Annotated in this window: 22 protein-coding genes and 1 tRNA gene; 13 read left to right on the top strand and 10 right to left on the bottom strand. The window is 71.6% G+C overall.

Annotation, left to right across the window (positions count from 1 at the left end):
- Window positions 1-8: 8 nt before the first annotated feature.
- Entirely contained in the window at window positions 9-1,250 is a 1,242-nt protein-coding gene (gene glgC / locus OGL88_RS07300; protein WP_263090871.1) for a glucose-1-phosphate adenylyltransferase, read from the bottom strand.
- Between the two features lie 47 nt (window positions 1,251-1,297).
- On the opposite strand from glgC, the gene glgA reads away from it, so the two are divergent.
- The 3 genes from glgA to OGL88_RS07315 all read left to right on the top strand — a co-directional run bounded on the left by glgA (window position 1,298) and on the right by OGL88_RS07315 (window position 3,646).
- Entirely contained in the window at window positions 1,298-2,497 is a 1,200-nt protein-coding gene (gene glgA, locus OGL88_RS07305; RefSeq protein ID WP_263090873.1) for a glycogen synthase, read from the top strand.
- A gap of 9 nt (window positions 2,498-2,506) precedes the next feature.
- Window positions 2,507-3,289 (top strand): ABC transporter ATP-binding protein, encoded by a 783-nt coding sequence (locus tag OGL88_RS07310; RefSeq protein WP_111083979.1) that lies wholly within the window; start codon window positions 2,507-2,509, stop codon window positions 3,287-3,289.
- A 108-nt stretch (window positions 3,290-3,397) separates the two neighbouring features.
- Window positions 3,398-3,646 (top strand): type B 50S ribosomal protein L31, encoded by a 249-nt coding sequence (locus OGL88_RS07315; RefSeq protein WP_017887280.1) that lies wholly within the window; start codon window positions 3,398-3,400, stop codon window positions 3,644-3,646.
- Window positions 3,647-3,722: 76 nt separating this feature from the next.
- Here the strand turns inward: OGL88_RS07315 and OGL88_RS07320 are convergent, their stop codons facing one another.
- Together OGL88_RS07320 and treS are read right to left on the bottom strand one after the other, a co-directional pair.
- Window positions 3,723-4,466, bottom strand: coding sequence for a 3'-5' exonuclease (locus OGL88_RS07320; protein ID WP_123339893.1), 744 nt, complete (start codon window positions 4,464-4,466; stop codon window positions 3,723-3,725).
- 58 nt (window positions 4,467-4,524) lie between these two features.
- Complete coding sequence (gene treS, locus OGL88_RS07325) at window positions 4,525-6,234, bottom strand: maltose alpha-D-glucosyltransferase (protein WP_111084171.1); 1,710 nt, start codon at window positions 6,232-6,234, stop codon at window positions 4,525-4,527.
- A 113-nt stretch (window positions 6,235-6,347) separates the two neighbouring features.
- Here treS and OGL88_RS07330 point away from each other — a divergent pair, with 113 nt between their 5' ends.
- Together OGL88_RS07330 and OGL88_RS07335 are read left to right on the top strand one after the other, a co-directional pair.
- A complete protein-coding gene (locus OGL88_RS07330) occupies window positions 6,348-7,415 on the top strand; it encodes an alpha/beta fold hydrolase (protein ID WP_308202608.1) in 1,068 nt (355 codons plus the stop codon).
- A gap of 5 nt (window positions 7,416-7,420) precedes the next feature.
- A complete protein-coding gene (locus tag OGL88_RS07335) occupies window positions 7,421-8,494 on the top strand; it encodes a glycosyltransferase family 4 protein (RefSeq protein ID WP_263090929.1) in 1,074 nt (357 codons plus the stop codon).
- Between the two features lie 103 nt (window positions 8,495-8,597).
- Here the strand turns inward: OGL88_RS07335 and OGL88_RS07340 are convergent, their stop codons facing one another.
- The 3 genes from OGL88_RS07340 to OGL88_RS07350 form a co-directional block, all read right to left on the bottom strand.
- Window positions 8,598-9,338: a hypothetical protein gene (locus OGL88_RS07340; RefSeq protein ID WP_263090879.1), complete on the bottom strand. Its 741-nt coding sequence runs from the start codon at window positions 9,336-9,338 to the stop codon at window positions 8,598-8,600.
- A 216-nt stretch (window positions 9,339-9,554) separates the two neighbouring features.
- Window positions 9,555-10,193: a histidine phosphatase family protein gene (locus OGL88_RS07345; protein ID WP_263090880.1), complete on the bottom strand. Its 639-nt coding sequence runs from the start codon at window positions 10,191-10,193 to the stop codon at window positions 9,555-9,557.
- 7 nt (window positions 10,194-10,200) lie between these two features.
- On the bottom strand, window positions 10,201-11,091 hold the full coding sequence (locus OGL88_RS07350; RefSeq protein ID WP_374114432.1) for a Sir2 family NAD-dependent protein deacetylase: 891 nt from the start codon (window positions 11,089-11,091) through the stop codon (window positions 10,201-10,203).
- Between the two features lie 224 nt (window positions 11,092-11,315).
- Here OGL88_RS07350 and OGL88_RS07355 point away from each other — a divergent pair, with 224 nt between their 5' ends.
- A complete protein-coding gene (locus tag OGL88_RS07355) occupies window positions 11,316-12,134 on the top strand; it encodes a TrmH family RNA methyltransferase (RefSeq protein WP_263090881.1) in 819 nt (272 codons plus the stop codon).
- 35 nt (window positions 12,135-12,169) lie between these two features.
- Here OGL88_RS07355 and OGL88_RS07360 read toward each other — a convergent pair whose 3' ends face one another.
- On the bottom strand, window positions 12,170-13,735 hold the full coding sequence (locus tag OGL88_RS07360) for an AtzH-like domain-containing protein (RefSeq protein ID WP_263090882.1): 1,566 nt from the start codon (window positions 13,733-13,735) through the stop codon (window positions 12,170-12,172).
- Entirely contained in the window at window positions 13,732-14,826 is a 1,095-nt protein-coding gene (locus OGL88_RS07365; protein ID WP_263090883.1) for an acetamidase/formamidase family protein, read from the bottom strand. Before OGL88_RS07365 ends, OGL88_RS07360 begins: the two co-directional genes overlap by 4 nt.
- 76 nt (window positions 14,827-14,902) lie before the next feature.
- Between OGL88_RS07365 and OGL88_RS07370 the strand changes: the two genes are divergently transcribed.
- Both OGL88_RS07370 and OGL88_RS07375 read left to right on the top strand, forming a co-directional pair.
- The gene (locus tag OGL88_RS07370) at window positions 14,903-16,132 is read left to right on the top strand and encodes a D-alanyl-D-alanine carboxypeptidase family protein (RefSeq protein WP_263090884.1); all 1,230 of its coding nucleotides are present in this window, start codon (window positions 14,903-14,905) and stop codon (window positions 16,130-16,132) included.
- Window positions 16,133-16,182: 50 nt separating this feature from the next.
- On the top strand, window positions 16,183-17,565 hold the full coding sequence (locus OGL88_RS07375) for a serine hydrolase domain-containing protein (RefSeq protein ID WP_263090886.1): 1,383 nt from the start codon (window positions 16,183-16,185) through the stop codon (window positions 17,563-17,565).
- 134 nt (window positions 17,566-17,699) lie between these two features.
- Here the strand turns inward: OGL88_RS07375 and OGL88_RS07380 are convergent, their stop codons facing one another.
- Window positions 17,700-18,494 (bottom strand): SGNH/GDSL hydrolase family protein, encoded by a 795-nt coding sequence (locus OGL88_RS07380; protein ID WP_123294457.1) that lies wholly within the window; start codon window positions 18,492-18,494, stop codon window positions 17,700-17,702.
- Between the two features lie 23 nt (window positions 18,495-18,517).
- Between OGL88_RS07380 and OGL88_RS07385 the strand changes: the two genes are divergently transcribed.
- From OGL88_RS07385 to OGL88_RS07405, 5 genes are all read left to right on the top strand, one after another.
- A complete protein-coding gene (locus tag OGL88_RS07385; protein WP_263090889.1) occupies window positions 18,518-19,699 on the top strand; it encodes an acyl-CoA dehydrogenase family protein in 1,182 nt (393 codons plus the stop codon).
- Between the two features lie 225 nt (window positions 19,700-19,924).
- On the top strand, window positions 19,925-21,169 hold the full coding sequence (dinB, locus tag OGL88_RS07390) for a DNA polymerase IV (protein ID WP_263090891.1): 1,245 nt from the start codon (window positions 19,925-19,927) through the stop codon (window positions 21,167-21,169).
- A gap of 161 nt (window positions 21,170-21,330) precedes the next feature.
- Window positions 21,331-23,124, top strand: a complete 1,794-nt coding sequence (locus OGL88_RS07395; RefSeq protein ID WP_263090931.1) for a DEAD/DEAH box helicase — start codon at window positions 21,331-21,333, stop codon at window positions 23,122-23,124.
- Between the two features lie 25 nt (window positions 23,125-23,149).
- Window positions 23,150-23,347, top strand: coding sequence for a hypothetical protein (locus tag OGL88_RS07400; RefSeq protein ID WP_123294394.1), 198 nt, complete (start codon window positions 23,150-23,152; stop codon window positions 23,345-23,347).
- Window positions 23,348-23,406: 59 nt separating this feature from the next.
- On the top strand, window positions 23,407-24,735 hold the full coding sequence (locus OGL88_RS07405) for an NAD(P)/FAD-dependent oxidoreductase (protein ID WP_111083993.1): 1,329 nt from the start codon (window positions 23,407-23,409) through the stop codon (window positions 24,733-24,735).
- A gap of 396 nt (window positions 24,736-25,131) precedes the next feature.
- On the opposite strand, the gene OGL88_RS07410 is transcribed toward OGL88_RS07405, so the two are convergent.
- Window positions 25,132-25,217 (bottom strand) — tRNA-Leu (locus OGL88_RS07410).
- Between the last annotated feature and the right edge of the window lie 148 nt (window positions 25,218-25,365).

Raw genomic sequence — 25,365 nt, forward strand, 5'->3', positions numbered from 1 at the left:
GGGTCGTCCTACGCGTCGACGCGGACGCCCTTGCCGACCACGGTGATGCCCGACTCGGTCACGGTGAAGCCGCGGGCCTCGTCGGCCTCACGGTCGATGCCGACCTGCGCACCCGGCGCGATGACGACGTCCTTGTCCAGGATCGCCCGGTTCACGACCGAACCGGCGCCGATCGTCGCCCGCTCGAAGACGATCGAGTCGAGGACCTTCGCGCCGGAGTCGATCCCGCACCACGGGCCGATCATGCTGCGTTCGACCTGCGCGCCCGACACCAGGCAGCCGAGCGACACGAGCGAGTCGACCGTCGAGCCGGTGTTGCCGTTGGCGTCCCGCACGAACTTCGCCGGGGGCAGGTTGGTCTGCTGGTTGAAGATCGGCCAGTCCTGGTTGTACAGGTTGAACACCGGCACCGGGGCGATGAGGTCCATGTGCGCGTCGAAGAACGAGTCGATCGTCCCCACGTCGCGCCAGTAGTACTTGTCGCGGTCGGTGGACCCGGGGACCTCGTTGCGCTGCAGGTCGTAGACACCGGCGTCGCCGCGGTCCACGAAGTCGGGGACGATGTCACCGCCCATGTCGTGCGCGGACGACTCGACCTGGCCGTCGCGGAGCACCGCGTCGACGAGGGCGTCCGCGTTGAACACGTAGTTGCCCATCGAGGCCAGGACTTCGCCGGGGGAGTCGGCGAGCCCGACCGGGTCCTTCGGCTTCTCGAGGAAGGCATCGATCTTCGTCGGGTCGTCGGCGTCCACCTGGATGACGCCGAACTGGTCGGCGAGCTCGATGGGCTGACGGATCGCCGCGACGGTGGCACTGCGGCCCGAGGCGATGTGCGCCTCGACCATCTGGTGGAAGTCCATCCGGTACACGTGGTCGGCGCCCACGACGACGACGATGTCGGGGCGCTCGTCGCGGAGCAGGTTGAGCGACTGCAGGATCGCGTCGGCCGACCCGGCGAACCAGCGCTTGCCGAGTCGCTGCTGCGCGGGGACCGACGCCACGTAGGACCCGAGCAGGCCCTCCATGCGCCAGGTCTCGGCGACGTGCCGGTCGAGACTGTGCGACTTGTACTGGGTGAGGACGACGATCTTCTGCAGACCGGAGTTCACCAGGTTCGACAGCGCGAAGTCGATGAGACGGAAGTTCCCGCCGAACGGGACTGCGGGCTTCGCCCGGTCGGCCGTGAGCGGCATGAGCCGCTTCCCCTCGCCGCCAGCGAGCACGATGCCGAAGACCTTCTTTGGTGCCATGCCGCTCACAGTAGGCGTCAGCACTGGGAACCGGTTACGTTGAACCCGTGCGAGTCGATCTACTGACCAGGGAGTATCCGCCGGAGGTCTACGGCGGTGCGGGTGTCCACGTGGCCGAACTGACTGCTGCGTTGCGGTCGGGGACGGACACCGACGTCCGGGTCCGGGCCTTCGGGGCCTTCCGCGACGAAGCCGACGTCTGGGGGTACCGCACGCCGGCCGGCCTCGAGCAGGCGAACGGTGCACTGCAGGCGCTCGGCACCGACGTGGCCATCGCCGCCGACGTCGAGGGCGCCGACCTCGTGCACTCGCACACCTGGTACGCGAACTCGGCGGGCCGGATCGCGCAGTTGACCTACGGGATCCCCCACGTCGTCACGGCGCACAGCCTCGAGCCGCTCCGCCCGTGGAAGGCCGAGCAGCTCGGCGGTGGCTACCGCCTGTCGAGCTGGATGGAACGCGAGGCGTTCGAGAACGCCGACGGTGTGATCGCGGTGTCGAAGGCCATGCGCGCCGACATCCTGCGCTCGTACCCGTCGATCGACCCGGCCAAGGTGCACGTCGTCTACAACGGCATCGACATCGACGCCTGGAAGCCGCAGGTCGACGAGGACGCCGTCCGCGCCCTCGGCATCGACCCGTCGCGCCCCAGTGTCGTGTTCGTCGGTCGCATCACCCGGCAGAAGGGCCTGCCCTACCTGCTCCGCGCCGTGGCGTCGCTCCCCGAGGACGTCCAGATCGTGCTGTGCGCCGGCGCCCCGGACACCCCGGAGATCCTCGCCGAGGTCACCGGGCTGGTCGAGGGCCTGCGCGAGCAGCGCGCGGGCGTCGTGTGGATCGACCGGATGCTCGCGCACGAGGAGATCGTGAACGTGCTGTCCTCGGGCACCGTGTTCGTGTGCCCGTCGATCTACGAACCGCTCGGCATCGTGAACCTCGAGGCCATGGCGTGCGGCATCCCCGTCGTCGGGACCGGCACCGGGGGCATCCCCGAGGTCGTCGCGGACGGCTTCACCGGTCGCATCGTGCCGATCGACCAGGCGCAGGACGGCACCGGCACCCCGACCGACCCCGAGAAGTACGTGGCGGACCTGGCCGCGACCCTGGGCGAGGTGCTCGCCGACGAGGGGCTCGCGAAGCTCATGGGCCGCGCCGGACGCCTGCGCGTCGAGTCCGAGTTCACCTGGGACGCGATCGCGACGAGGACACGGCAGGTCTACGACGAGGTGCTCGGCCGGAACCCGTAGGCTGGTCGCATGCCCTCGGTCGTGCGCTTGTCAGACGTCTCCGTGGTCCGCAACGGGGCCACCATCCTCGACTCGATCTCGTGGGGGGTGCAGGACGACGAACGCTGGGTCGTGCTCGGCGCGAACGGCGCCGGCAAGACCACGCTGCTGCAGGTCGCCGGTGCCCAGACGTTCCCGACCTCGGGTGACGTCGAGGTGCTCGGCACCGAGCTGGGCGGCGCCGACCTGTTCGAGCTCCGCCCGCGCATCGGCTTCGCGTCGACCGCCCTGGCCCGTCGCATCCCGGTGACCGAGAAGGTCATCGACGTCGTGCTGACGGCCGCGTACTCGGTCACGGGTCGCTGGAACGAGGAGTACGAGGAGCTCGACGTCCGCCGTGCCCAGCGCGTGCTCGAGGAGTGGGGCCTGGGGTCGTTCACCGACCGCACCTTCGGCGAGCTGAGCGACGGCGAACAGAAGCGCGTCCAGATCGCCCGTGCCGTCATGACCGACCCGGAGATCCTGTTCCTGGACGAACCGGCCGCCTCGCTCGACCTCGGTGCCCGTGAGAGCCTCGTCCGCACCCTCGGCGGCTACGCCCAGAGCGCCGACTCGCCGGCCATCGTGATCGTCACCCACCACGTCGAGGAGATCCCCGCCGGGTTCACCCACGCGCTGGTGCTCGCCGACGGCCACGTGCAGGCCGCCGGGCCCATCGACGAGGTCCTGACCGACCAGACCCTGACCGAGGCGTTCGGCATCGCGCTGTCCGTCACGAAGGACGCCGGTCGGTACACGGCGCGCGCGTCCTAGCGCTGCGATCGCGCCGTCCGTCTGGTAACGTTGACGGCTGGCGCAAGCCGATGACTTCCCGCGCATCTCGCGCAATCCCACCACCGCTACCGCTATCGAGGAAACTCCATGAAGACCGACACCCACCCCGAGTACCGCGCCATCGTCTTCCGTGACCTGGCCTCCGGTGAGACCTTCCTGACGCGTTCGACCGCGAACAGCGACAAGACGATCGAGCTCGACGGTGCCACCTACCCGGTGATCGACGTCGAGATCTCGTCCGCTTCGCACCCGTTCTACACGGGCAAGCAGCGCATCCTCGACTCGGCCGGTCGCGTCGAGAAGTTCAACCAGCGCTTCAAGGGCTTCTCCAAGTAGTCCTTCGGCAACAGCAGAACGGGCGGTCCTCCTTCGGGAGGACCGCCCGTTCTGCGTCGTGCGAGCGGTGCGCGGGTCAGGCGCCGTTGCGGTGCGGCCAGCGACCGTCGGCGGTGAAGGACGGGTCGCGCTTCTTGCGCATGTACTCCTGGAACGAGGTCGCCTGCTCGGCGCACCACCCGACCTGCTTGCGGTGGAGTTCCTCTGCCGAGATGCCGAGCTCGTCCTGGTACTTGCCGGCGATGGCCTGGGCGACCCGACCGGCCGCGATGGCGTCGGCACCGGCGTCGTGCGCGTCGTCGAGGGTGACGCCGTACAGCTCGGACGCCGCCTCGAGCGTGCGCTTGCCCTTGCGGAAGGTGTCGAGGGCCTTGTCGATCACGAGCGGGTCGACGACGTTGCCGATGACGGGGGAGGCGAACCCGTGCCGCTTTGCCTCGCGGTCGAGGACCGTCAGGTCGTACGGGGCGTTGTAGATCACCAGCGGGATGCCGCGGGCGAACACCGCTTCGATCGCGGCGATGATCTCGGCGACGACCTCGGCCGCGGGACGCCCCTCGGCCTGGGCGCGCTCGGTGGTGTAGCCGTGCACGGCCGCGGCGCCCTCGGGGATCGCGATGCCCGGGTCGGCGATCCACGCGCCCTCGGCGATGGAGGCACCCGTCATGTCGATGAGGCCGACGTGCGCCGTGACGATCCGTGCCGTCTCGACGTCGACACCGGTGGTCTCGAGGTCGAAGACGCCGAGGGCGTGCCACCAGGGGCGTCCGGAGAGGTCCTGCGCCGGGGCGGGCGTGTCGAGCTGTGCTGTCGGATCCAGCTGTGCTGTGGGGAACGTCACGCGGTCAGGCTAACGGGACGCACCGACACGACCGGTGCTACCCGACCGGCGCGCCGACGTGCAGCCAGTAGAACGACTGCGTCCCGAGGGTCAGCGTGACGGTGCCGTCCTCGTCGAACGCGGGGAACGAACCGCCGCCGAACAGGTCGTAGAGCGGCCGACCGGCGAACTCGGGAGCCGACACCGTGACCGACGTCGGGTTCGTGGCGAACGAGAACACGCACAGGACGTCCTCCGCCGACGGCCCGAACTGCTGCCCGGAGCCCTCCCACGAGCGCACGAACGCGAGCACCGACTCGTTCGAGGTCTCCTGCACGTGCAGGGTCCCGAGCCCGAACACCGGGTGGGCCTTCCGCACGTGGATGACGTTGCGCACCCAGTGCAGCAGGGAGCGGGACTGGGCGAGCTGCGCCTCGACGTTGACCTGCGCGTAGTTGTACACGAGTGACTGCACCACGGGCAGGTACAGCTTGCCCGGGTCTGCCGTGGAGAACCCGGCGTTGCGGTCGGGGGTCCACTGCATCGGCGTGCGGGACGAGTCGCGGTCGGGCAGCCAGATGTTGTCGCCCATACCGATCTCGTCGCCGTAGTACAGGAACGGCGAGCCCGGCAGCGAGAACAGCAGCGCGTGGATGAGTTCGAGTTCGGCACGCGAGTTGTCGAGCAGGGGAGCGAGCCGGCGCCGGATGCCGATGTTCGAGCGCATCCGGGGGTCGTAGCCGTACCAGCCGTACATGGCCTGCCGGTACTCCTCGCTGACCATCTCGAGCGTGAGCTCGTCGTGGTTGCGGAGGAACACGCCCCAGGCTGCCGCGGACGGCACGTCGAGCGTCTCCGACAGGATCGCGGACAGCTCCTTGGCGTGCTGGGCACGGAGCGAGTAGAAGATGCGGGGCATCACCGGGAAGTCGAACGCCATGTGGCACTCCGGCTCCTCGTCGGTGCCGAAGAAGGCGGCGGTCTCGCGCGGCCACTGGTTCGCCTCGGCGAGCAGGACACGGCCGGGGTACTCGTCGTCCACCATCGCGCGCATCTTCTTGATGAACTCGTGGGTCTCCGGCTCGCCCTCGCCGTTGCCCTCTTCCGACTCGAACAGGTACGGGATCGCGTCGAGCCGCAGTCCGTCGACACCGAGGTCGAGCCAGTGCCGCACGACGTCGTACACGGCCTCGACCACCGCGGGGTTCTCGAAGTTCAGGTCGGGCTGGTGCGAGAAGAACCGGTGGAAGAAGAACTGCCGACGGACCGGGTCGAACGTCCAGTTCGACTCCTCGGTGTCGACGAAGATGACCCGGATGTTCGGGTACTCCTCGTCGGTGTCCCGCCAGACGTAGAAGTCACCGAAGGGGCCGTCGGGGTCCTCGCGGGACTGCTGGAACCACTCGTGCTGGTCGCTGGTGTGGTTGATCACCATGTCGATGACGATGCGCATGTTGCGCTCGTGCGACTTCGTGACGAGCTCGCGGAAGTCGTCGAGCGTACCGAACTCCGGCAGGATCGCCTTGTAGTCGGCGATGTCGTACCCGCCGTCGCGCATCGGCGACTGGAAGAACGGCGGCAGCCACAGGGCGTCGACGCCGAGCCACTGCAGGTAGTCGAGCTTGCCGATCACACCCTGCAGGTCACCGATCCCGTCGCCGTTCGAATCGACGAACGAGCGGATCATGCACTCGTAGAAGACCGAGCGCTTGTACCACTGCGGGTCGAGCGTCAGGCCGGGCAGCTGGATCGGGGCTGTGAAGGTCACCGTGCTCCTCGTCGTCATCGACGGGCCGGTCGACGGCCCGCCCCGGACACGATAGGCGCGCGATGCTGCGGGTGTCCGGGGTTTCGTGCGGTTGTCTTCGTAGACTGGCGCCGATGCAACCGCCCGTGCTCTCCCCGTACCAGTCGCTCATGGCCGCCACACCGGTGGTCCACCGGGCCGTGCAGGTCGACGGCCGCACCACGCACTACTGGGAGTACGGGCCGTCCGACGCGACGCAGACCGTCCTGGCGGTTCACGGCTTCCGCGGGGACCACCACGGCCTCGAGACGATCGCCGCGCACCTGCAGGACGTCCGCGTGATCGTCCCCGACCTGCCCGGCTTCGGCGTGTCCGATCCGTTGCCGGTGTCGGACATCGAGTCGTACGTCGGCTGGCTGCGTGCGTTCCACGAGGCGCTCGGGCTCCGCCGCGACGCCGTCGTCCTCGGCCACTCGTTCGGGTCGATCGTGGTGTCCGCCACCGTCGCCGCCGGGCTCGACACCCGGCTGCTCGTCCTCGTGAACCCGATCGCCGCCCCGGCGCTGCAGGGGCCCCGCGCGGTGGGCACCGGGATCGCGATCGGCTACTACAAGGCCGGCGCGGTGCTGCCGAGACCGATCGGGCTCGGGATCCTGCGGAACGCCGCCATCGTGCGGGTGATGAGCATCGCGATGCTCAAGTCGCACGACCGCGGGATGCGCCGCTGGGTGCACGACCAGCACGACCGGTACTTCTCGGCCTTCGCGAACCGCACGAGCGTGCTCGAGGCGTTCCGGACCTCGGTCACCCACGACGTGTCCGAGTACGCGGACCGCATCGACGTGCCGGTGCTGATGATCGCCGCCGAGCACGACGACATCACGGCCGTCCCCGAGCAGCGCGCCCTGGCAGCCCGCCTGCGCGATGCCGAACTCGTGGTCATCCCCGGGGTCGGGCACCTGGTGCACTACGAGACACCGGCACCGGCCGCCGCCGCGGTGCTGCGCCGGATGGCGGACACCGCCGCGCGCTCTGGACGGGGCCGCGGCACCAAGGCGAGCCGACCGTCGGGGGCGGGACGGGCCTCCCGGACGACCGCGGCGAACGCGACCGCGACCGCGACGAAGGCGACCGCGCCGAAGGCGAGCGCGCCGAAATCGGACGACTCGACGACGAGCGACGCGAAGGAGACCGACGCGTGACGCGCCTGCGCATCGGCCTCGACTGCCGCTACGTCCGGATCGGCCGCCACGACGGCATCAGCCGGTTCACCGCCGGGGTCGCCCGGAACCTGCCCGACCGGCACGACGTCGTGCTGCTCGTCCACGACGAGCGCCAGCTCGAGTCCCTGCCGCGCGACCTGCCGTGGGAACTGCTGCCGGCGCCGACCGACGCGGGGGAGCCGCTCGTCGCACGGCGGGTGAACCGGCTCGGACTCGACGCGGTGTTCTCACCGATGCAGACCATGGGATCGCGGGGGCGCGACTACGCGCTCGTGCTCACCCTGCACGACCTGATCTACTACCGGAACCGGACACCCCCGCGCGAGTTCTCGTGGCCGCTCCGGCTCGGGTGGCGCGCGTTCCACCTGTCGTGGGTGCCGCAGCGTGTCCTGCTGAACGGAGCCGACGGGGTGGTCACGGTGTCCGAGACCACCGCGGGACTCATCGCCGAGCACCGGCTGACGAAGCGTCCGGTGACAGTGGCGTACAACGCTGCCGACCCGGCGTCGCCGCGCGTGGCCGGTGCGCCACGGGAGCGCTCGCTCGTCTACATGGGGTCGTTCATGCCGTACAAGAACGTCGAGACGCTGGCGGCCGCGCTGCCGCTGCTCGGGGCGGACTGGACCCTGCACTGCATGTCACGCGTGTCCGGGGCCGACCGCGCACGGATCGAGGGGCTCGCGCCGGCCGGCTCGATCGTGTTCCACGACGGTGCGACCGACGAGGAGTACCTGTCGGTCCTCCGATCCGCCACGGCCCTGGCGACGGCGTCGTACGACGAGGGCTTCGGCATCCCGCTGGTCGAGGCGATGGGCGTCGGGACCCCGGTCGTGGTGAGCGACATCCCGATCTTCCGCGAGATCGGTGGCGATGCAGCCGAGTACTTCGACCCGGCGTCTCCGTCGGCGGTCGCGGCTGCGGTGCGGCGGGTCGAGGAGCGGTGGGACGAGGCCTCAGCGCAGTCGGTCGAGCGGGCCGCGCGGTTCCGGTGGCAGGACTCGGCGGAGCAGGTCGTGCGGGCGGTCGAGCGGGCCGTGGCCGACCGGCGCGCGCGGTAGCGGGGAGCGGCGCGGCGGCGCGTCGGTCGATGCGATACGACATCGTCGACGTCGTACGACATCGGATTCGTCGTTCAGTGTCGGGCATTCGACCAGCCGACCGCTACTTCGGCGCGATGACCTCGACGCTCGCCCCGGGGAACACCTTGTGCGTCTCCTCGGTCACCCGCGCCACGATCGGCGGGACGGCGGCCCCACGCCCAGGGGTGCGGACGACGATGGCCTGGTCGGCGGCGCGGTCCGAGGGCGTGCCACCGCGCTCCCACGAGCAGCGGACGGCCGTGACCCCACCGATGCGGTCGAGGGTGTCCGCCAGCACCAGGCGCTTCGCGGTCACCGACCGTGAGTCGGACACGCCCACCTCGATGGCGCCGAGGTCGGCGATCGCGACGACCCGGACGCCGTTGCCGCCCGCCGATTCGGTCGCGCGGCTCAGCGTCTCGACCAGGACGGTGCGCGCGGCGGCGTCGAGGGACGGGTCGGCCGTGATCGTCGCGATGGCGTCGTAGCTCGCGAAGCCCGTCTTCTCGGCCGGGTGGTGGAGGACCTCGGTGACACCCGGCACGTCGGCGAGCCGGTCGTCGAGGCGGTCGAGTGCCAGGTCCGGGCGGGGGAACGCGCCCCCGACGCCGGTCTGCACGCTGCCGATGATGGTGCCGAGCACGAGGGCGATCACACCGGCGACGACGACGGTGCCGCCGCCGATGAGCAACCAGGTGCGGGCCCGCTGCCCCATCGTGCGGGTCTGCACGCTGGCGGTCTCGGGGCCGAAGGCACGGTCGAGGTCGTCGTCCTGCCGGTCAGTGGCTTGCCAGCCACCCGGGTCGGTTCCGTCGGTCACCATGTCGCCCCCTGGTTCGGGTGCGTCGGAGCCTAGTCGCAGGACGGCCGCGCCGTCCGCGCACCGTGGTGCGGGAGCCGCTCGGCGCCCCGTCCGCACAGCGTGGTGCGGGAGCCGCTCGGCGCGCCGTCCGCGCACCGTGGTGCGGGAGCCGCTCGGCGCCCCGTCCCCGCAGCGTGGTGCGGGAGCCGCTCGGCGCCCGTCCGCGCAGGGCGCTCGTCAGCCCCGGCGTTCCAGGGGGTTCTGGTAGTCGAACGCGTACCGCCCGGGCCCGTCCGAGACGTCGTCGATCGGGTCGTCGAACCGGACGAGCTCCGCGTGGAAGCGTTCGGGGTCCCAGCGGAACGAGTGGATCGAGCCGTTGCGGATCGGGGTGGCGTGCCGGTCGGCGGTGCCGGGTGCCGCCTCGTTCACCACGCTCCGGATCACCGCGCCGTGGGTGGCGACGACCACGACCCCGCCGTCGAAGCGCACCGCGATCTCACCGAGTGTCTCGGTGATGCGGGCGAGCAGCGCGGACCGGGACTCGCGGCCCGGGATGTCGTCGTGCGGGTACTTCGCCGTGACCTCGGTGTCGGTGAGCCCCTCGGCTTCGCCGTAGGAGCGTTCGGCCAGCCCGGCGTACGGCACCGGCGCCGCGAGCCCGAGCCGGTCGGCGATGATCGCCCCGGTCTCGGCGGCGCGGGACAGCGGCGAGGCGACGACCGCGTCGAACTGCCGGCGGGTGAGGAGTTCGGCGGCCTCGGCGGCCTGTCGCCGCCCGGTGTCGTTGAGCGGGATGTCGGTGGAACCCTGGATGCGGCGCTGCGCGTTCCAGTCGGTCTCACCGTGCCGGACCAGGTACAGGAGCGTCGTCACCCGTCGATCATCCCAGAAGGCGAGGCCCGCCGAGCCGCTCGGCCAGGTGCACCAGCGTCTCGGTCGTCCCGCCGTCGAGCTTCACGGCGGCGCGGCGGTCGCTGCGGGTCGCACCGCGGTTCACGATGACCACCGGGTTCTTGCGGCGGGCAGCGTGGTCGACGAGCCGCACGCCGGAGTTCACCGTGAGCGACGACCCCACCACGAGCAGCGCCTCGGCGTCGGCGACGATCGACACCGCCTCGTGGAACTTCTCGGTGGGCACGAACTCGCCGAAGAAGACGACGTCGGGCTTGAGCATCCCGCCGCACACCGAGCAGTCCGGCACCACGAAGCGCTCGACGTCGGTGATCTCGACGTCGCCGTCGGGCTGTAGCTGCACCGAGCCGGGCTCGTCGATCCACGGGTTGGCACGGTCGATGGTCGTGGCGAGGTCGGCACGGGAGAACACCTGCCCGCACGTCAGGCAGAGGGCGCGGTCCATCGACCCGTGGATCTCGACCACGCGACGGGACCCGGCGCGCAGGTGCAGGCCGTCGACGTTCTGCGTGATGACGCCCGTGACGACACCGGCGTGCTCGAGGGCGGCGAGCGCCCGGTGCCCCTCGTTCGGTCGGGCGGCGGCGAAGCTCCGCCAGCCGAGGTGCGAGCCCGCCCAGTACCGCTGCCGTTTGGCGGCGTCGGCACGGAACTCCTGGAAGGTCATCGGCTTGCGCACGATCCGCCCGGCGCCGCGGTAGTCGGGGATGCCGGAGTCGGTGCTCAGGCCGGCGCCGGAGAGCACGGCGACGCGCTTGCCGGCGAGCACCTCGAGCACGCGGTCGAGGTCCGCTGCCGTCGGCAGACCGGTCGGAGTCCCGGTGGTCGGTCCGCTCGTCGACGCAGCATCATCCAGCACCCTGTTCACGGTACCCTCAACAGCCGACCGTCCCGGTCGCTTCCCGGCCGGCACGCCAGCAGCGACACCGGCTGGCACGCCAGCAGCGACACCGGCTGGCACGCCAGCAGCGACACCGGCCGGCACGCCAGCAGCGACACCGGCCGGCACGCCGGCCACGACACCGGCCGGCACGCCAGCCACGACACCGGCCGGCGCCCACGAACGACACCGAAACGAGCCCCGTGCACCCCGTCCGCATCGACTCCCTCGACGACCCCCGCCTCGACGACTTCGCCCGTCTGACCGACGTGGCGCTCCGCCGGGTGAGCGAACCGGAGGGCGGCCTGTACATCGCCGAGTCGAACACGGTCATCGAGCGCGCGGTCCGTGCCGGGCACACCCCTCGGAGCATCCTGGTGCAGGAGAAGTGGCTCGCCAGCGTGCTGCCCCTGGTCGCCGACCACGACGGTCCGGTCTTCGTCGGCCCGGACGCGCTGCTCGAGGAGCTCACCGGCTTCCGCATGCACCGTGGCGCGATCGCCGCCGTGCAGCGCCCCGAGCTGCCGACGGTCGCCGAGGTGGTGCGGGACGCGAAGCTCGTCGTCGTGCTCGAGGACATCGTCGACCACACGAACGTCGGTGCTGTCTTCCGCAGCGTCGCCGGCCTGGGCGCGGACGCGGTCCTCGTCAGCCCGCGCTGCGCCGACCCGCTGTACCGCCGGAGCGTCCGGGTGAGCATGGGCACGGTCCTGCAGATCCCGTGGACCCGGATCGGCGAGTGGCCGGCAGCGGGCGAGGAACTGCGCGCGCAGGGTTTCCACCTCGCCGCGATGGCGCTCACCGACGAGTCGGTCGACCTCGCCGAGTTCGCGCGGGACGTCCCGGGCAAGGTCGCGCTCGTCATGGGCACCGAGGGGCAGGGGCTGACGCCCGCCGCGATCGCGTCGGCCGACACCACGGTGCGGATCCCGATGGCGCACGGTGTCGACTCGCTCAACATCGCCGCGGCGAGCGCCGTCGGACTGTGGGCGGTCACCCAGGCCCAGCGGCTCGCTTCCTAGCCACGCCACGGGCGGACCGGGAGGCGCGGCTCGCCTCAGCGCTGCAGCATCCGTCCGGCGCGGATCACCAGGGCGCGGTCGGCGCCCGGTCCGCCGACCAGGCAGACGCCGACGGGGGCTCCGTCGACGGTGAGCGCTGGTGCGCTGACCGCCGGGACGCCACCGACGCTCGCGAGGCTCGTCATCGCCGTCGTCGCGGTCCGGGTGCGTTCGAGCGCCGCCGTGTCGGCAGCGATCAGCGGTGCCGGCCCGGGGACCGTCGGGAACAGCAGGGTCCGGTCGGCGAGCGCCGTGCGGATCGACGCCCGGACGTCGTCGAGCCGCGCGACGGCGTCGGCGGTGGCTGCGGGGTCGTTCGCCCGGGCGGCGGCGAACCGGTCGCCGACGACGGCGCTCAGGGCACCGGGGTGGGCGTCGATCCAGGCACCGTGGGCGGCGACGGCCTCGGCGGCCTGCACGAGGCGCAGCAGCTCGCGCAGGTCGTCGAGCGGCGGGATCCCGAGGTCGGCGAGCCGCACGGTGCCGATCGGGTGACCCTGTTCGGCGACGAAGGCGGTGAAGGCCTTGGCGACGGCCGGCTCGACGAGCTCCAGGAGCTCGGCGGGCACGAGGAGCTCCGGTTCCGCCGGAGCTTCCGGATCCGACGGCACCGTGGCGTCGAGCGCCGCGAGCAGGACGTCGGTGCTCCGGGTGAGCCACCCCACGGTGTCGAACGACGGCGCGAGGGGGAGCAGGCCCTCGCGGGGGACCGCGCCGTGGGTCGTCCGGAGGCCCCAGAGCCCCTGGTACGAGGCGGGGACCCGCACCGATCCCGCGGTGTCCGTGCCGATCCCGATCTCGGCCGTGCCGAGACGGACAGCCGATGCGGATCCGCTGGACGAGCCTCCTGGCAGTCGGGTCGGGACCGCCCCGTTCGGCGGGGTGCCGTGGTGTTCGTTGCGGCCCGTCAGGTTGTAGGCGAACTCATCGGTGCGCGCGATGCCGCGGATGGCGGCGCCGGCGTCGAGGAGGGCTGCGACGGCCGCGGCCGGCGTCGCCTGGACGGGGGACTCGCGCAGGTACGTCGGGTTGCCGGCGCCGACGGGCTGGCCGGGGACGGCGTAGAGGTCCTTCACCGCGACGGTGAGCCCGTCGAGCGGTCCGGACGCGGTGGGGGCGACGAGCGGGTCGCCGACGGCGCGCCAGACGGTGGTGTCGAAGGCCTTCGGGCGGCCGGTGACGTGGGCCGCCTCGATGCGCCAGCGCGGACCCGCGTCGCCGTGGGTGCTGTCGCTGTCGCGTCGCCACAGCTGGGTCTGGAGGCCCTGCCCGCCCGCCGCGAACTCGGACACCGACACGACGAGGGCCAGTCCCTCGGTCAGGGGGCGGACCTCGACGCGCGTCAGCGACCGGGCCAGGACCCCACCCCGTGCCCCGCGGAACGCGCTGATCGCGTCGTGCCCGACGAGCAGGCCGCGGTCGTCCCCGCGCATCGTGCCGGGGGCGTCGACGAACGCGGCGTCGAGGGCGTCGAGGTCGTTCGCGGCGAGGGCGGCCTCGTACGCGTCGAGCGCGTCGAGCAGGCCCTCCGGTGCCGCGGTGCTCGTCTCGTGCGTGCTCATCGTGCGGGCTCCTCGAAGTCGGCCTTGCGGATGCGCGCGTGCGCGCCGGTGACCAGGTCGACCACCTGCGAGATGTTGAAGTCCGTCGCCGCCGACAGGTAGGCGTACGCCAGGTGCGGCTCCATGCCCCAGCGGGCGCCGAGGATCGCGACGGCGTGCCGGACACAGGCGCGGACGGCCTCGTCGAGGTCCGGGTCCATGCCCGTCGGCACGAGGAACTCGTGGGTCTCCACGAGCGGCCAGGCCAGGTCGCCGAACTGCTGTGCGGCGTCGGCGGCGGGTGTCACGTCGAACCGGACGGTCGCGCGGAGCGACGCCTCCATCGCGGTGAGCGCGACCTCGCCGTCGCCCTGCGCGAAGTGCGGGTCACCGACGTACGCGAGCGCCCCGGGGACCAGGACCGGCAGGTGCAGCTGCGCGCCGACCTGCAGCAGGTTGACGTCGACGTTCCCGCCGTGCCGGCCCGGCGGCACCGAGTGCAGCCGTTCTCCGGGTGTGGCGACGCCCATGATCCCGAGGAAGGGGGCGAGCGGGAAGTGCGCGAAGCGGTCGCGGGCGCCGGTCAGGGGGATGCGGCCCCGCTGACCGTCGGCCGTCTCGACCACGTCGGCGAAGACGCTGACCGTGGTGCCGTCGACCGGGTACTCGCCGTGCAGGGCGCCGCGGCCGTGCCGGTTCGACACGACGCCGTAGTGCACCCGCGGCAGCGTCTCGAGCACCGTCATGGTCAGGACGTCGCCCGGTTCGGCGCCCGCGATCGCGATCGGACCGGAGACGACGTGCGGGCCGTCGGTGGCAGGGTCCCGGTGGCCGCTCCTGGCGATCGCGACGGCGTCGTCGAGGACGTGCTCCGCGGCGACGCCGTGCGACGCGAAGTACCCGCGGGGGTCGCTGCCCTGGTCGGGCAGGATCCCCTCGTGGCTGACGGTGTCGATCGTGACGTCGTCACCGGACGCGATCGTGACGACCGGGCGGTCGTCGGCGTTCGGCAGCCGACCCCACAGGACCGTGTCCGGGTCGACGGGAAGGTAGCGGGTGGACCGGATCGGGCCGGCGCCGGGCTGCAGGGTCGGGATCGCGGGGGTGCTCACGCAGCCACTTTCGCACACGCGACACCGCGGCCCGCTCGCAGCCACGCGGGACTCGTCACCGGTACGCTCGGTTCCCGTGTCACGAGTCGTCCGTCGCCCACGCTCCGCCGTCCGGAGGCCCGTGACGATCTCCGTCGTCGCGGTCCTGGTGCTCGTCGCCGGGTACCTCGTGGCCGCCGCCGTGGTGCCGTTCGGTCCGGCGAGCGCCGCGACCACCACGTACTCGGCCCCGACGTCGAGCGTCCCGGCGCTGGACTTCCCCGGGTACGGCGCCACCGCGGTCGAGGCCACCGACTTCCCGGAGAGCCTGCGTACCAGCGGTGACACGAAGCCCCGGTCGATCGCGAGCATCACCAAGATCGTCACGGCGCTCGTGGTGCTCGACGAGAAGCCGATGGCGGCGGGGGAGTCCGGCCCGGTGATCACCTTCACGCCGAAGATGGAGTCGCTCTACGCCAAGTACGCGGCCCTGAACGGTGAGGTCGCGCCGATGCCCGCCGGCCTGGAGCTGTCCGAGCACCAGGCGTTCCAGGTGATGCTCATGCAGTCGGCGAACAACTACGCCGGCGCCCTCGCCATCTGGGCCTTCGGGTCGATCGCCGACTACGAGCGGGCGGCGACGAAGTGGCTCGAGGCGCACGACCTCGACGACACCACGATCCACGAGCCGACCGGTCTCGACCCGCAGAACACCTCGACCGCGACCGACCTGGTCGACCTCGGGCAGCTCGCCCTCGCGAACCCGGTGGTCAAGGAGATCGTCGGCACCGAGGACGTCACGATCCCGACGGTCGGCGAGATCGAGAACTCGAACAAGCTGCTCGGTATGGACGGCATCGAGGGCATCAAGACCGGCACCCTCGACGAGGCCGGCGCCTGCCTGCTGTTCGCCGCGACGTACGAGCGTGGCGGCCGTGACGTGACGGTGATCGGCGTCATGCTCGGCGGCGCCGACCACGACTCGCTCGACGTCGATGTCCAGCGGTTGCTGCGCTCCGTGGCCGACAACTTCCAGGTCGTCACCCTGACCCACGCGGGGCAGACCTTCGGCACGTTCTCCACCCCCTGGCAGGACGAGGCCGACGCGGTCACCGCGAAGGCGGCCGAGGTGCTGGTCTGGGGCAAGACGAAGGTCCGGGCGAAGGCGCACCTCGACGAGGTCACCCTCGGGACGAAGGGCGAGCGGGTCGGGAAGGTCCGCTTCACGGTCACGAACCACGACCCGGTCACGGTGCCGCTCGTGCTCGAGCGGACGATCGACGACCCCGGCGTCTGGTGGCGCTGGACGAACCCCTTCCAGGGCTGACGGCGCTCGCGCTCTGACGCGCACCACCCGGAGTCCGTACTGTCGGACGGGTGACGACGACGAAGACGTTCCCCCGGACCACCCCATCCGCCCTCGACATCGACGCCGGAGGTGTGCGCGCGTTCGTCGACGCCCTCGAGTCGACCCCCGGCGTCGAGCCGCACAGCCTGATGCTGCTCCGGCACGGCCAGGTCGCTGCCGAGGGGTGGTGGCAGCCGTACGCGGCCGACCGGGTGCACCTGCTCTACTCGCTCAGCAAGAGCTTCACCGCCGCGGCCGTCGGCATCGCCGTGCGCGAGGGACTCATCGACCTCGACGCGACCGCGCTGTCGTACTTCCCCGAACTCGACGTCGAGATCACGGACGAGCGCAGCCGCCGCATCCGGGTCCGGCACCTGCTCGCGATGGCGAGCGGGCACCGCGAGGAAGCACTCGACCGAGCCCGCGCCGCCGACCCGTCGAACCTCGTCCGTGGCTTCCTGCTCACGCCGCCGGACGAGGAGCCCGGCACCGTCTTCGCCTACAACCAGCCGTGCACGTACACGCTGGGGGCGATCGTCCGGCGGGTCAGCGGTGGTTCGCTGGTCGACTACCTGCGTCCTCGTCTGCTCGACCCGCTCGGCGTCGACGACCTCGCCTGGCGCCGCGACGAGACGGGCGCCGAGCTCGGCTTCAGCGGGTGCTACACGACGACCGACGCCGTCGCGAAGCTCGGGCAGCTGTACCTGCAGCGCGGCGTGTGGGAGGGCGAGCGGATCCTCGACGAGGACTGGGTCGCGGCCGCCACGACGACCCAGGTCGAGAACCCGGCTGAGGAGAACCCGGACTGGTCGCAGGGCTACGGCTTCCAGTTCTGGATGGCCCGCCACGGCTTCCGCGGCGACGGCGCCTACGGTCAGTTCTGCGTCGTCCTGCCGGAGCACGACGTCGTCCTCGCGATCACCGGACAGAGCCTCGACATGCAGGCGGTCCTCGACGCGGCCTGGCAGCACCTGCTGCCCGCCGTCGACCGTCCGTCCGACACGGGTGCGGACACCGCCCTGGAGGCACGGCTCGCCTCCCTGGGGCTGCCTCCGGTACCGGGCGGTCGACTTCCCGAGCGCCTCGCCGACGTCGAGCTCCGGTCGCGTCCAGACGCGATCCTCGACGCCGTCACGTTCACGCGTGACGCGGACGGGGTCCGCGTGACCATCACCGACGACGGTCGGTCGGACTCCGTGCCGATCGGCGAGGGGGAGTGGGCCATCGAGGGCGCCCTCGCAGCGAGCGCAGCGACCCAGTCGGACGGCACCGTGCTCGTCGCGCTCCGTTTCGTGGAGACGCCGCACCTGCTGCACCTGCGCGTCGACCTCGACGCGGGCACGGTCGGGACGAAGTGGAAGACCGAGCCGCTGCACGACGGCCCGCTGACGTTGCGGCGCCCGGCCGCCTGACCTGTGCCGACCACAGGGTGCGCACGTCGCGGTTCGCGCCCCTGTGCCGTCATCGCGCCCCGGGGAGTCGGGGCGCGATGACCGTGGTGGGGCGCGGCCGGGGAGGCGTGCGGAACCGGATGGCCTTCGTTCCGCTACGGGGTGTCGGACCTGTGCTCGACGACGTCCTGCAGCTCGGGGCGCTTCGCGGAGACACCGTCGCCCGACGAGGTGTGCTTGATGCGCCGGACGACCCACGGAACCAGGTACTCCTTCGCCCAGCCGAGGTCCTCGGCGCGGGCTTCACGCCACGGCCGGGCCTCGAGCGGTTCGGGGTTGAACGGCTCCAGGCCGTGCGGCACGCCGAGGGCGTCGAGCACCGCGGCGGCGATCGTGGCGTGCCCCGTGGGGGAGTGGTGCAGTCGGTCCGGTGCCCACATGCGCGGGTCGCGGAGCACCCGGAGCGCCCACATGTCCGCCACCAGTGCGCCGTGCTTCAGGGCGATGGCGTGCAGGTTCTCGTTGTAGATCGCCGTCTTGCCGCGCACCATGCCGAGCACCGGCGTCATGCCGACGTCGGGCCCGGTGAACAGCACGACGGTGGCGCCGTCGCTCCGCAGCCGCGACACCATCGCGTCCACCCGCTCGGCGAGTTCGTCCGGATCGGAGCCCGGCCGGATGATGTCGTTGCCCCCGGCGGACACCGTGACCAGGTCCGGACGGAGCGCGAGCGCCGGTTCCACCTGCTCGTCGATGATCTGCTGCAGCAGCCGCCCGCGGATCGCCAGGTTGGCGTACGCGAAGTCGTCGGACCCGTGGGCGAGCACCTCGGCCACTCGGTCCGCCCAACCCCGGTTCCCCCCGGGGACGGTGGGGTCGGGGTCGCCGATCCCCTCGGTGAACGAGTCACCGATCGCGACGTACCTGGACCACGGATGACGATCTGACACGCTCCGGACCATAGTCTCGTGCCATGACGAAGGCCAACACGGGCGCGGACCGCGGCACGGACGCAGCCGCCTGGACCGTGCCGGACGACCTGCTCGCCCGCATCGCCGAACGCGCCCCCGGGTACGACGCCGCGAACGCGTTCTGCGCCGAGGACCTCGAGGAACTCCGCGCCGCGGGCTACCTGCGCATCGGGGTGCCGGTGGCGCAGGGTGGCTCCGGTCTCGGCCTCCGCGCCACGGCCGCCGTCCAGCGGACCCTCGCCCAGGCCGCGCCGGCGACGGCGCTCGGTCTCGGGATGCACCAGGTGTGGGTGCAGGCGGCGCGCGCCGTCACCGCGCGAGGTGAGACGTTCCTCCAGTCCGTCACCGACCACGCGTCGGACGGCCACCTGCTCGGCTTCGGGGTGAGCGAACCCGGCAACGACGCCGTCCTGTTCGACTCGTCGACGACGGCGGAGCCGGACGGCGACGGCGGGTACCGCTTCACCGGCACCAAGGTCTTCACCTCGCTCGCACCGGCGTGGGACGTCCTGAGCGTGTTCGGCAAGGACACCTCCGGGCCGGAACCGCGGCTGGTGCACGGCTTCGTGCTCCGGTCCGACGGCGACGTCGAGCACCTGGACGACTGGGACACCCTCGGCATGCGGGCCACGCAGAGCCGCACGACGAGCCTGCACGGCGTGCACGTCCCCGCTGACCGCATCGTGCGGTCGCTGCCGGTCGGGCCGAACCAGGACCCGCTCGTGTTCGGGGTCTTCGCGGCGTTCGAGCTGCTCATCGCCTCGGTGTACGTCGGGATCGCCTCGCGTGCGGTGTCGCTGGCGGTCTCGGCGGTGCAGTCGCGTGCATCGCTCGACGGGACGCCACGGTCGCAGGACCCGGACGTGCGCCGGGCGATCGCGGACATGCGCGGGTCGGTCGACGCGATCGAGCTGCAGGTGTCCTCGCTCGCGCGGTCGGTCGACGAGCTGGACGACCTCGGTGCGCGGTGGTTCCCGCTGCTCGTGGGGACCAAGGCGCGGGCGGTCGACACGGCGCAGCACGTCGTGGACGAGGCGATGCGGGTCGTCGGGGGCTCGGCGTTCCGGTCCTCGAGCGAACTGGCCCGCCTGGCGCGTGACGTCCGGGCCGGCCAGTACCACCCGTCGTCGCGGGACTCGGCGGCGCGAACGCTCGCGGCGTCCGTGCTCGGCCCGCTCGGCTGACGCGGTCCCGTGCCCGGCCGCGTGCCCGGCCGCGCGAGCACGGTGCGGGACTTGTGAGCTGGTGCGAGGTTGCTCGCTCCGTGCGGCCTTGTAGCGCCGCACCGAGCGATCAACCCGGCACGGATCGGCGAAGGTCCCACGGTGCGACTGGGACTGCCACGCGTTCGGCGGCCACCGGCGCACGGTGAGCCCGGCGATGTCGGTGGTCCCTGGCATCATCTCCGTGTGAGCAAGCAGGACGGAAGCAACCGGCTCGTCTCCGTCGCACCGGTGGACGACGTCTCGGCGACCGTGCTGCACGTCGACATGGACGCCTTCTTCGCGTCCGTCGAACTGCTCGACCGACCCGACCTGGTGGGACTGCCGGTCATCGTCGGCCACGACTCCGACCGCTCCGTGGTCACCGCTGCCACCTACGAAGCCCGTCGGTACGGCGTGAACTCCGCCATGCCGATGGCCATCGCGAAGCGCCGCTGCCCGAACGCGATCATCGTCGAGCCGCACTTCGAGAAGTACCGCGACCAGTCCGCCGCGGTGATGGCGATCTTCGACCGGTTCACGCCGCGGGTCGAACGGCTCGGCATCGACGAAGCGTTCCTCGACGTCGCCGGCGCGCTCCGGCTGTACGGCACGCCGTGGGAGATCGGCCGGGCCATCCGGCGCACGGTCCACGCCGAGACGGGCCTGCACTGCTCGGTCGGCGCCGCGTCGACCAAGTTCGTGGCGAAGCTCGCTTCGAGCCGGTCCAAGCCGGACGGGCTGCTCGTCGTGCCCGCAGCCGACACCATCGCGTTCCTGCACCCGCAGCCGGTCTCGGCGCTGTGGGGCGTGGGCGGCAAGACGCAGGAGACCCTCGAGCGCCGCGGCATCCGCACCGTCGGCGACCTGGCGAACACGCCCCTCGGGTCGCTCGTGTCCGCGCTCGGGCCAGCCGGTGGCCAGCGCCTGCACGACCTGTCCTGGGGGCGCGACCCACGCGTCGTCGACACCGGGGTGGGCGAGAAGTCCATCGGGCACGAGGTCACGTTCGGCCACGACCTGACCGAGCGGGACGACGTCGCGCGCGAGCTCCTGCGCCTCGCCGACAAGGTCGCCGTCCGCCTGCGCCACGCCGACGTGCAGGCCCGCACCGTGGCGCTCAAGGTCCGCTACACCGACTTCACCACGTTGACCCGGTCGCGCACCCTCGCCGAGCCCACCGACGTCGCCAAGCGGCTGCACCGCGAAGCCGTCGAGCTGTACGACGTGCTGCACCGACCGGGCAACCGGATCCGGCTCATCGGGGTCCGCGGCGAGAACCTCGTGCCGGCCGCCGCGAGCAACGCGCTGTGGGACGACGACGCGCCGTGGCGCGAGACCGAGACCACGGTCGACGCGGTCGCCGCGCGCTTCGGCGCAGGCGTGCTGCGACCGGCATCCCTGGTCCGCCGTACCCCCGACGGCCACGTCCCGCACGCCAGGCAGGACTGACGGTGGCGGTAGAATCAGGTCCAGTGAGCGCAGCGGAGTACGAACAGCAGCAGCCCGCCACGCTGTGGGCCGAGTCGGGGGACGACCACACGTCGTCGACGGATCCTTCGTCCTCCGCGCATGCCGATGCGGTCGCGCGGGACGAAGCCGACGCGGCCGCCCTGGCCGAAGCAGCTGGCAACTCGGCCGTCCAGCACCTGTCGCCGGCGTTCCCGGACCGCGCCGCGTGGGGGACCGCCTCCAAGCTCCGCGCCTGGCAGGTCGAAGCCCTCACCAAGTACTTCGAGTCCGAGCCGCGTGACTTCCTCACGGCCGCGACGCCCGGCGCCGGCAAGACGACGTTCGCGCTCCGCCTGGCCACCGAGCTGCTGGCGCGCGGCACCGTCGACCGCATCGTGGTCGTCGCCCCCACCGAGCACCTGAAGCGGCAGTGGGCGGACTCCGCCGACCGCGTGGGCATCCGCATCGACCCGATGTTCAAGAACGGCGACGGCATGTTCGGCCGGCACTACCAGGGCGTCGCGATCACGTACGCCCAGGTCGGCATGAACCCCGAGGTGCACAAGAAGATCACCGAGGGCGGGCGCACCCTCGTCGTCCTCGACGAGGTCCACCACGGCGGCGACGCGCTCACCTGGGGCGACGGCATCCGGGAAGCCTTCTCCGGCGCCACCCGACGGCTCTCGCTGTCCGGCACGCCGTTCCGGTCCGACACCGCGCCGATCCCGTTCGTCCAGTACGCCCCCGACGAGCAGGGCATCCGCACCTCGATCTCCGACTACAACTACGGCTACGGCCGCGCGCTCAAGGACGGCGTCGTCCGACCGGTGCTGTTCATGGCCTACGCCGGCCAGATGCGCTGGAAGACCCGGATGGGCGACGAGATGTCGGCCTCCCTCGGCGAACAGGTCACGAAGGACATCACCGCACAGGCCTGGCGCACGGCGCTGTCGCCCGAGGGTGAGTGGATGCCGGCCGTGCTGTCCGCCGCCGACAAGCGCCTGACCGAGGTGCGTCGTGGTGTGCCCGACGCCGGTGGTCTGGTCATCGCGACGGACACCACCACGGCCCGCGCCTACGCTCGCATCCTGCAGCAGATCACGGGGGAGCGGCCAGCCGTCGTGCTGTCCGACGAGGCCGCCGGGTCCAGCCGCATCAGCGCGTTCGCCGATGACACCTCGCGGTGGATGGTCGCCGTGCGCATGGTGTCCGAAGGCGTCGACGTCCCGCGGCTCTGCGTCGGCGTGTACGCCACGAGCGCGAGCACCCCGCTGTTCTTCGCCCAGGTGATCGGCCGCTTCGTGCGTGCCCGACGCCGCGGTGAGACGGCGAGCGTCTTCCTGCCGAGCGTGCCCGGACTGATGGCACTGGCGGCGACGCTCGAGCTCGAACGCGACCACGCCCTCGACCGTCCGAAGGACGCCGACGACGGCATGTACAACCCCGAAGACGCGATGGTAGCCGAGGCCAACAAGGAAGACCGCGCGTCCGAGAGCCTGCTCGAGGTCCAGCCGTTCGAGGCGCTCGACTCGCAGGCGTCGTTCGACCGCGTCCTCTACGACGGCGGAGAGTTCGGCACCGGTGGCGAGGTCGGGTCGCTCGAGGAACTCGACTTCATCGGCATCCCCGGGCTCCTCGAACCCGACCAGGTGCGCGACCTGCTCCGGGCGCGCCAGGCGACCCAGGCGAAGCGCTCCAAGGGCCGGGCGGTCAAGGACGGCCAACCGAAGGCCGCCGAGCCCGAGAACCGCCCGATGTACATGACCATCAAGGAGCAGCGGACCGAGCTCGCGCGCCTCGTGTCGATCTGGTCTCGGCACTCCAACGAGCCGCACGGCTCCATCCACGCCGAGCTCCGGCGCATCAGCGGCGGGCCTGCCGTGGCACAGGCGAGCATCGAGCAGATCCAGAAGCGCATCGACGTCCTGCGCTCCCGCATCGGCGGGCGCCGGTGACGGGTCCGGTCCGGGCGGTCCGCCCGTGATCGAGTCCGTCGACGACCGCACCTGGTACGTCAAGCGCGACGCGGAGTCCTCCCCAGAGGCGATCATCGACCGGTTCGGTGGTGGCTACCGCTTGCGACGGTTCTCGTTGACCGAGTCCCGACGCACCGCGCACGGGGTCTACATGGGCCTCGACCTCGCCGAGACGGCCTGGTGGCGACTCCGAGAGCGCTGATTCGCTCAGGAAGTGCGGCGTTCATGACGTTGACGGCTCGTATCCGGTAGACCGGAGGAATGGCAGACTCGATCCCTCACGTCCTCGTCCTCGGCGGCGGCTCCGCTGGCTACAGCACCGTCAAGCAGCTGCAGAAGCACGCCGCGACCGTGCCCATGCGCATCACGCTCGTGGACCAGAACACCTACTACACGTACCTGCCGTTCCTGCCCGAGGTCGCCGGCGGCCACATCGCCCCGAAGGACGTGACCGTCGAGCTGCGCCGTGCGCTCCGCAAGACCCGCGTCATCCAGGGCAAGGTCACCGGCATCTCGTCGAAGGACAAGACCGTCTCGATCGCGACCGCCGGTGGCGACGACCGCACGCTCGGCTACGACCAGCTCGTCGTCGCGCTCGGTTCGGTCACCCGCACCTTCCCGACCCCCGGGCTCGAGGAGTACGGCGTCGGATTCAAGAGCGTCGAAGAGGCCGCCTACGTGCGCGCCAAGCTCCTCGACAACATCGCCAAGGCCGCTGCCACCCGTGACGAGGATGAGCGTCGTCGTCTGCTGACCAGCGTCTTCGTCGGCGGTGGCTACACCGGCGTCGAGGCGATCGGCGAACTGTTCGACGTCTCGCAGGCCGCGATCAAGACCTACCCGTCGCTCGCGGGGGAGCAGCCCCGCTGGATCCTCATCGACGCGCTCGACCGCGTCGCGCCCGAGGTCGGCCCGGAACTGTCCAAGTGGACGCTCGAGTCGCTCCGCGCCCGCGGCATCGACGTGCGCCTGAAGACCACCATGCCGAGCGCCGAGGGCGGCATCGTCAAGCTCTCCGACGGCGACGAGATCCCGACCGGGCTGCTCGTCTGGACTGCGGGCGTCAAGCCGAACCCGCTGCTCGACGCCTCCGACCTGCCCCGCGGACCGAAGGGGCACCTCGCCGCCAACGCGAAGCTCCAGGTCGAGGCCGAGGACACGCACGAGGTCGTCCCCGGTGTCTGGGGTCTCGGCGACGTCGCACAGGTGCCCGACCTGACCGCCGACAAGCAGCCGGCGTTCTACCCGCCGAACGCGCAGAACGCCGTCCGCCAGGCCGTCGTCGCGGCGGACAACGTCGTCGCGACGATCACCGGCAAGCCCCTCGAGGAGTACCGCCACCCCTCGATCGGCACGGTCGCCTCGTACGGTGTCGCCAAGGGTGCCGCGAACATCAAGGGCATCAAGATGACGAACCTGCTCGCCTGGCTCGCCCACCGTGCGTACCACGTGTACGCGATGCCGACGCTGAACCGCAAGGCGCGCATCGTCATCGGCTGGGTCACCGGTGCCGTCTCGGGCCGCGACGCGACCTCGCTCATCAAGGAGACGGACCCGCGGCGCAACTTCGTCGAGGCGTCGAAGAGCTAGGAGACCGAACGCGGCATCAGGCCGCAACTCCGTCGAGGGGTCGAAGTCCGAGACGCGACCACCTGACGGACAGGAGGCGCGGTGCCAGTTGGCACCGCGCCTCCTGTCCGTTGGTGCGTGCGCCGCAACCCGCGCCCCGACCCGTCCCGCAACGACACCATCGAGGTCGTACGACGTCGATCTCGTCGCTCGGCCGCGACCGCAGCGGTCTGGCTGTCGCCCCATCCCCGGCCGTGAGCGCAGCGAACTGGCCGTGCCCCCACCCCCGGCCGTGAGCGCAGCGAACTGGCCATCCCGAGGCGGTGACGCCCTGAGCGCAGCGATGGCGGCACTCGCCGGGAGGCACAACAGAAAATGCCCCCGGACCGAAAGGTCAGGGGGCACCGCATGTTTCTGTGTCCGAAGGGGGACTTGAACCCCCACGCCCTAATACGGGCACTAGCACCTCAAGCTAGCGCGTCTACCAATTCCGCCATCCGGACTGGATGTGTGGCGATTTCCCCGGGTTTCCCCGGCGTCCCTGCCGAGAGAAAACACTAGCACGGGTCTGAACGCCCGATGAACACGGCCGCGCATCCCGGGCGCGTCCGTTGGGCTGGGTTCCCGGCGCGTCCTGCGGCGTCACCGGGC

This window comes from Curtobacterium sp. RIT-PI-V, assembly GCF_025642935.1.
Classification (GTDB): Bacteria; Actinomycetota; Actinomycetes; order Actinomycetales; family Microbacteriaceae; genus Curtobacterium.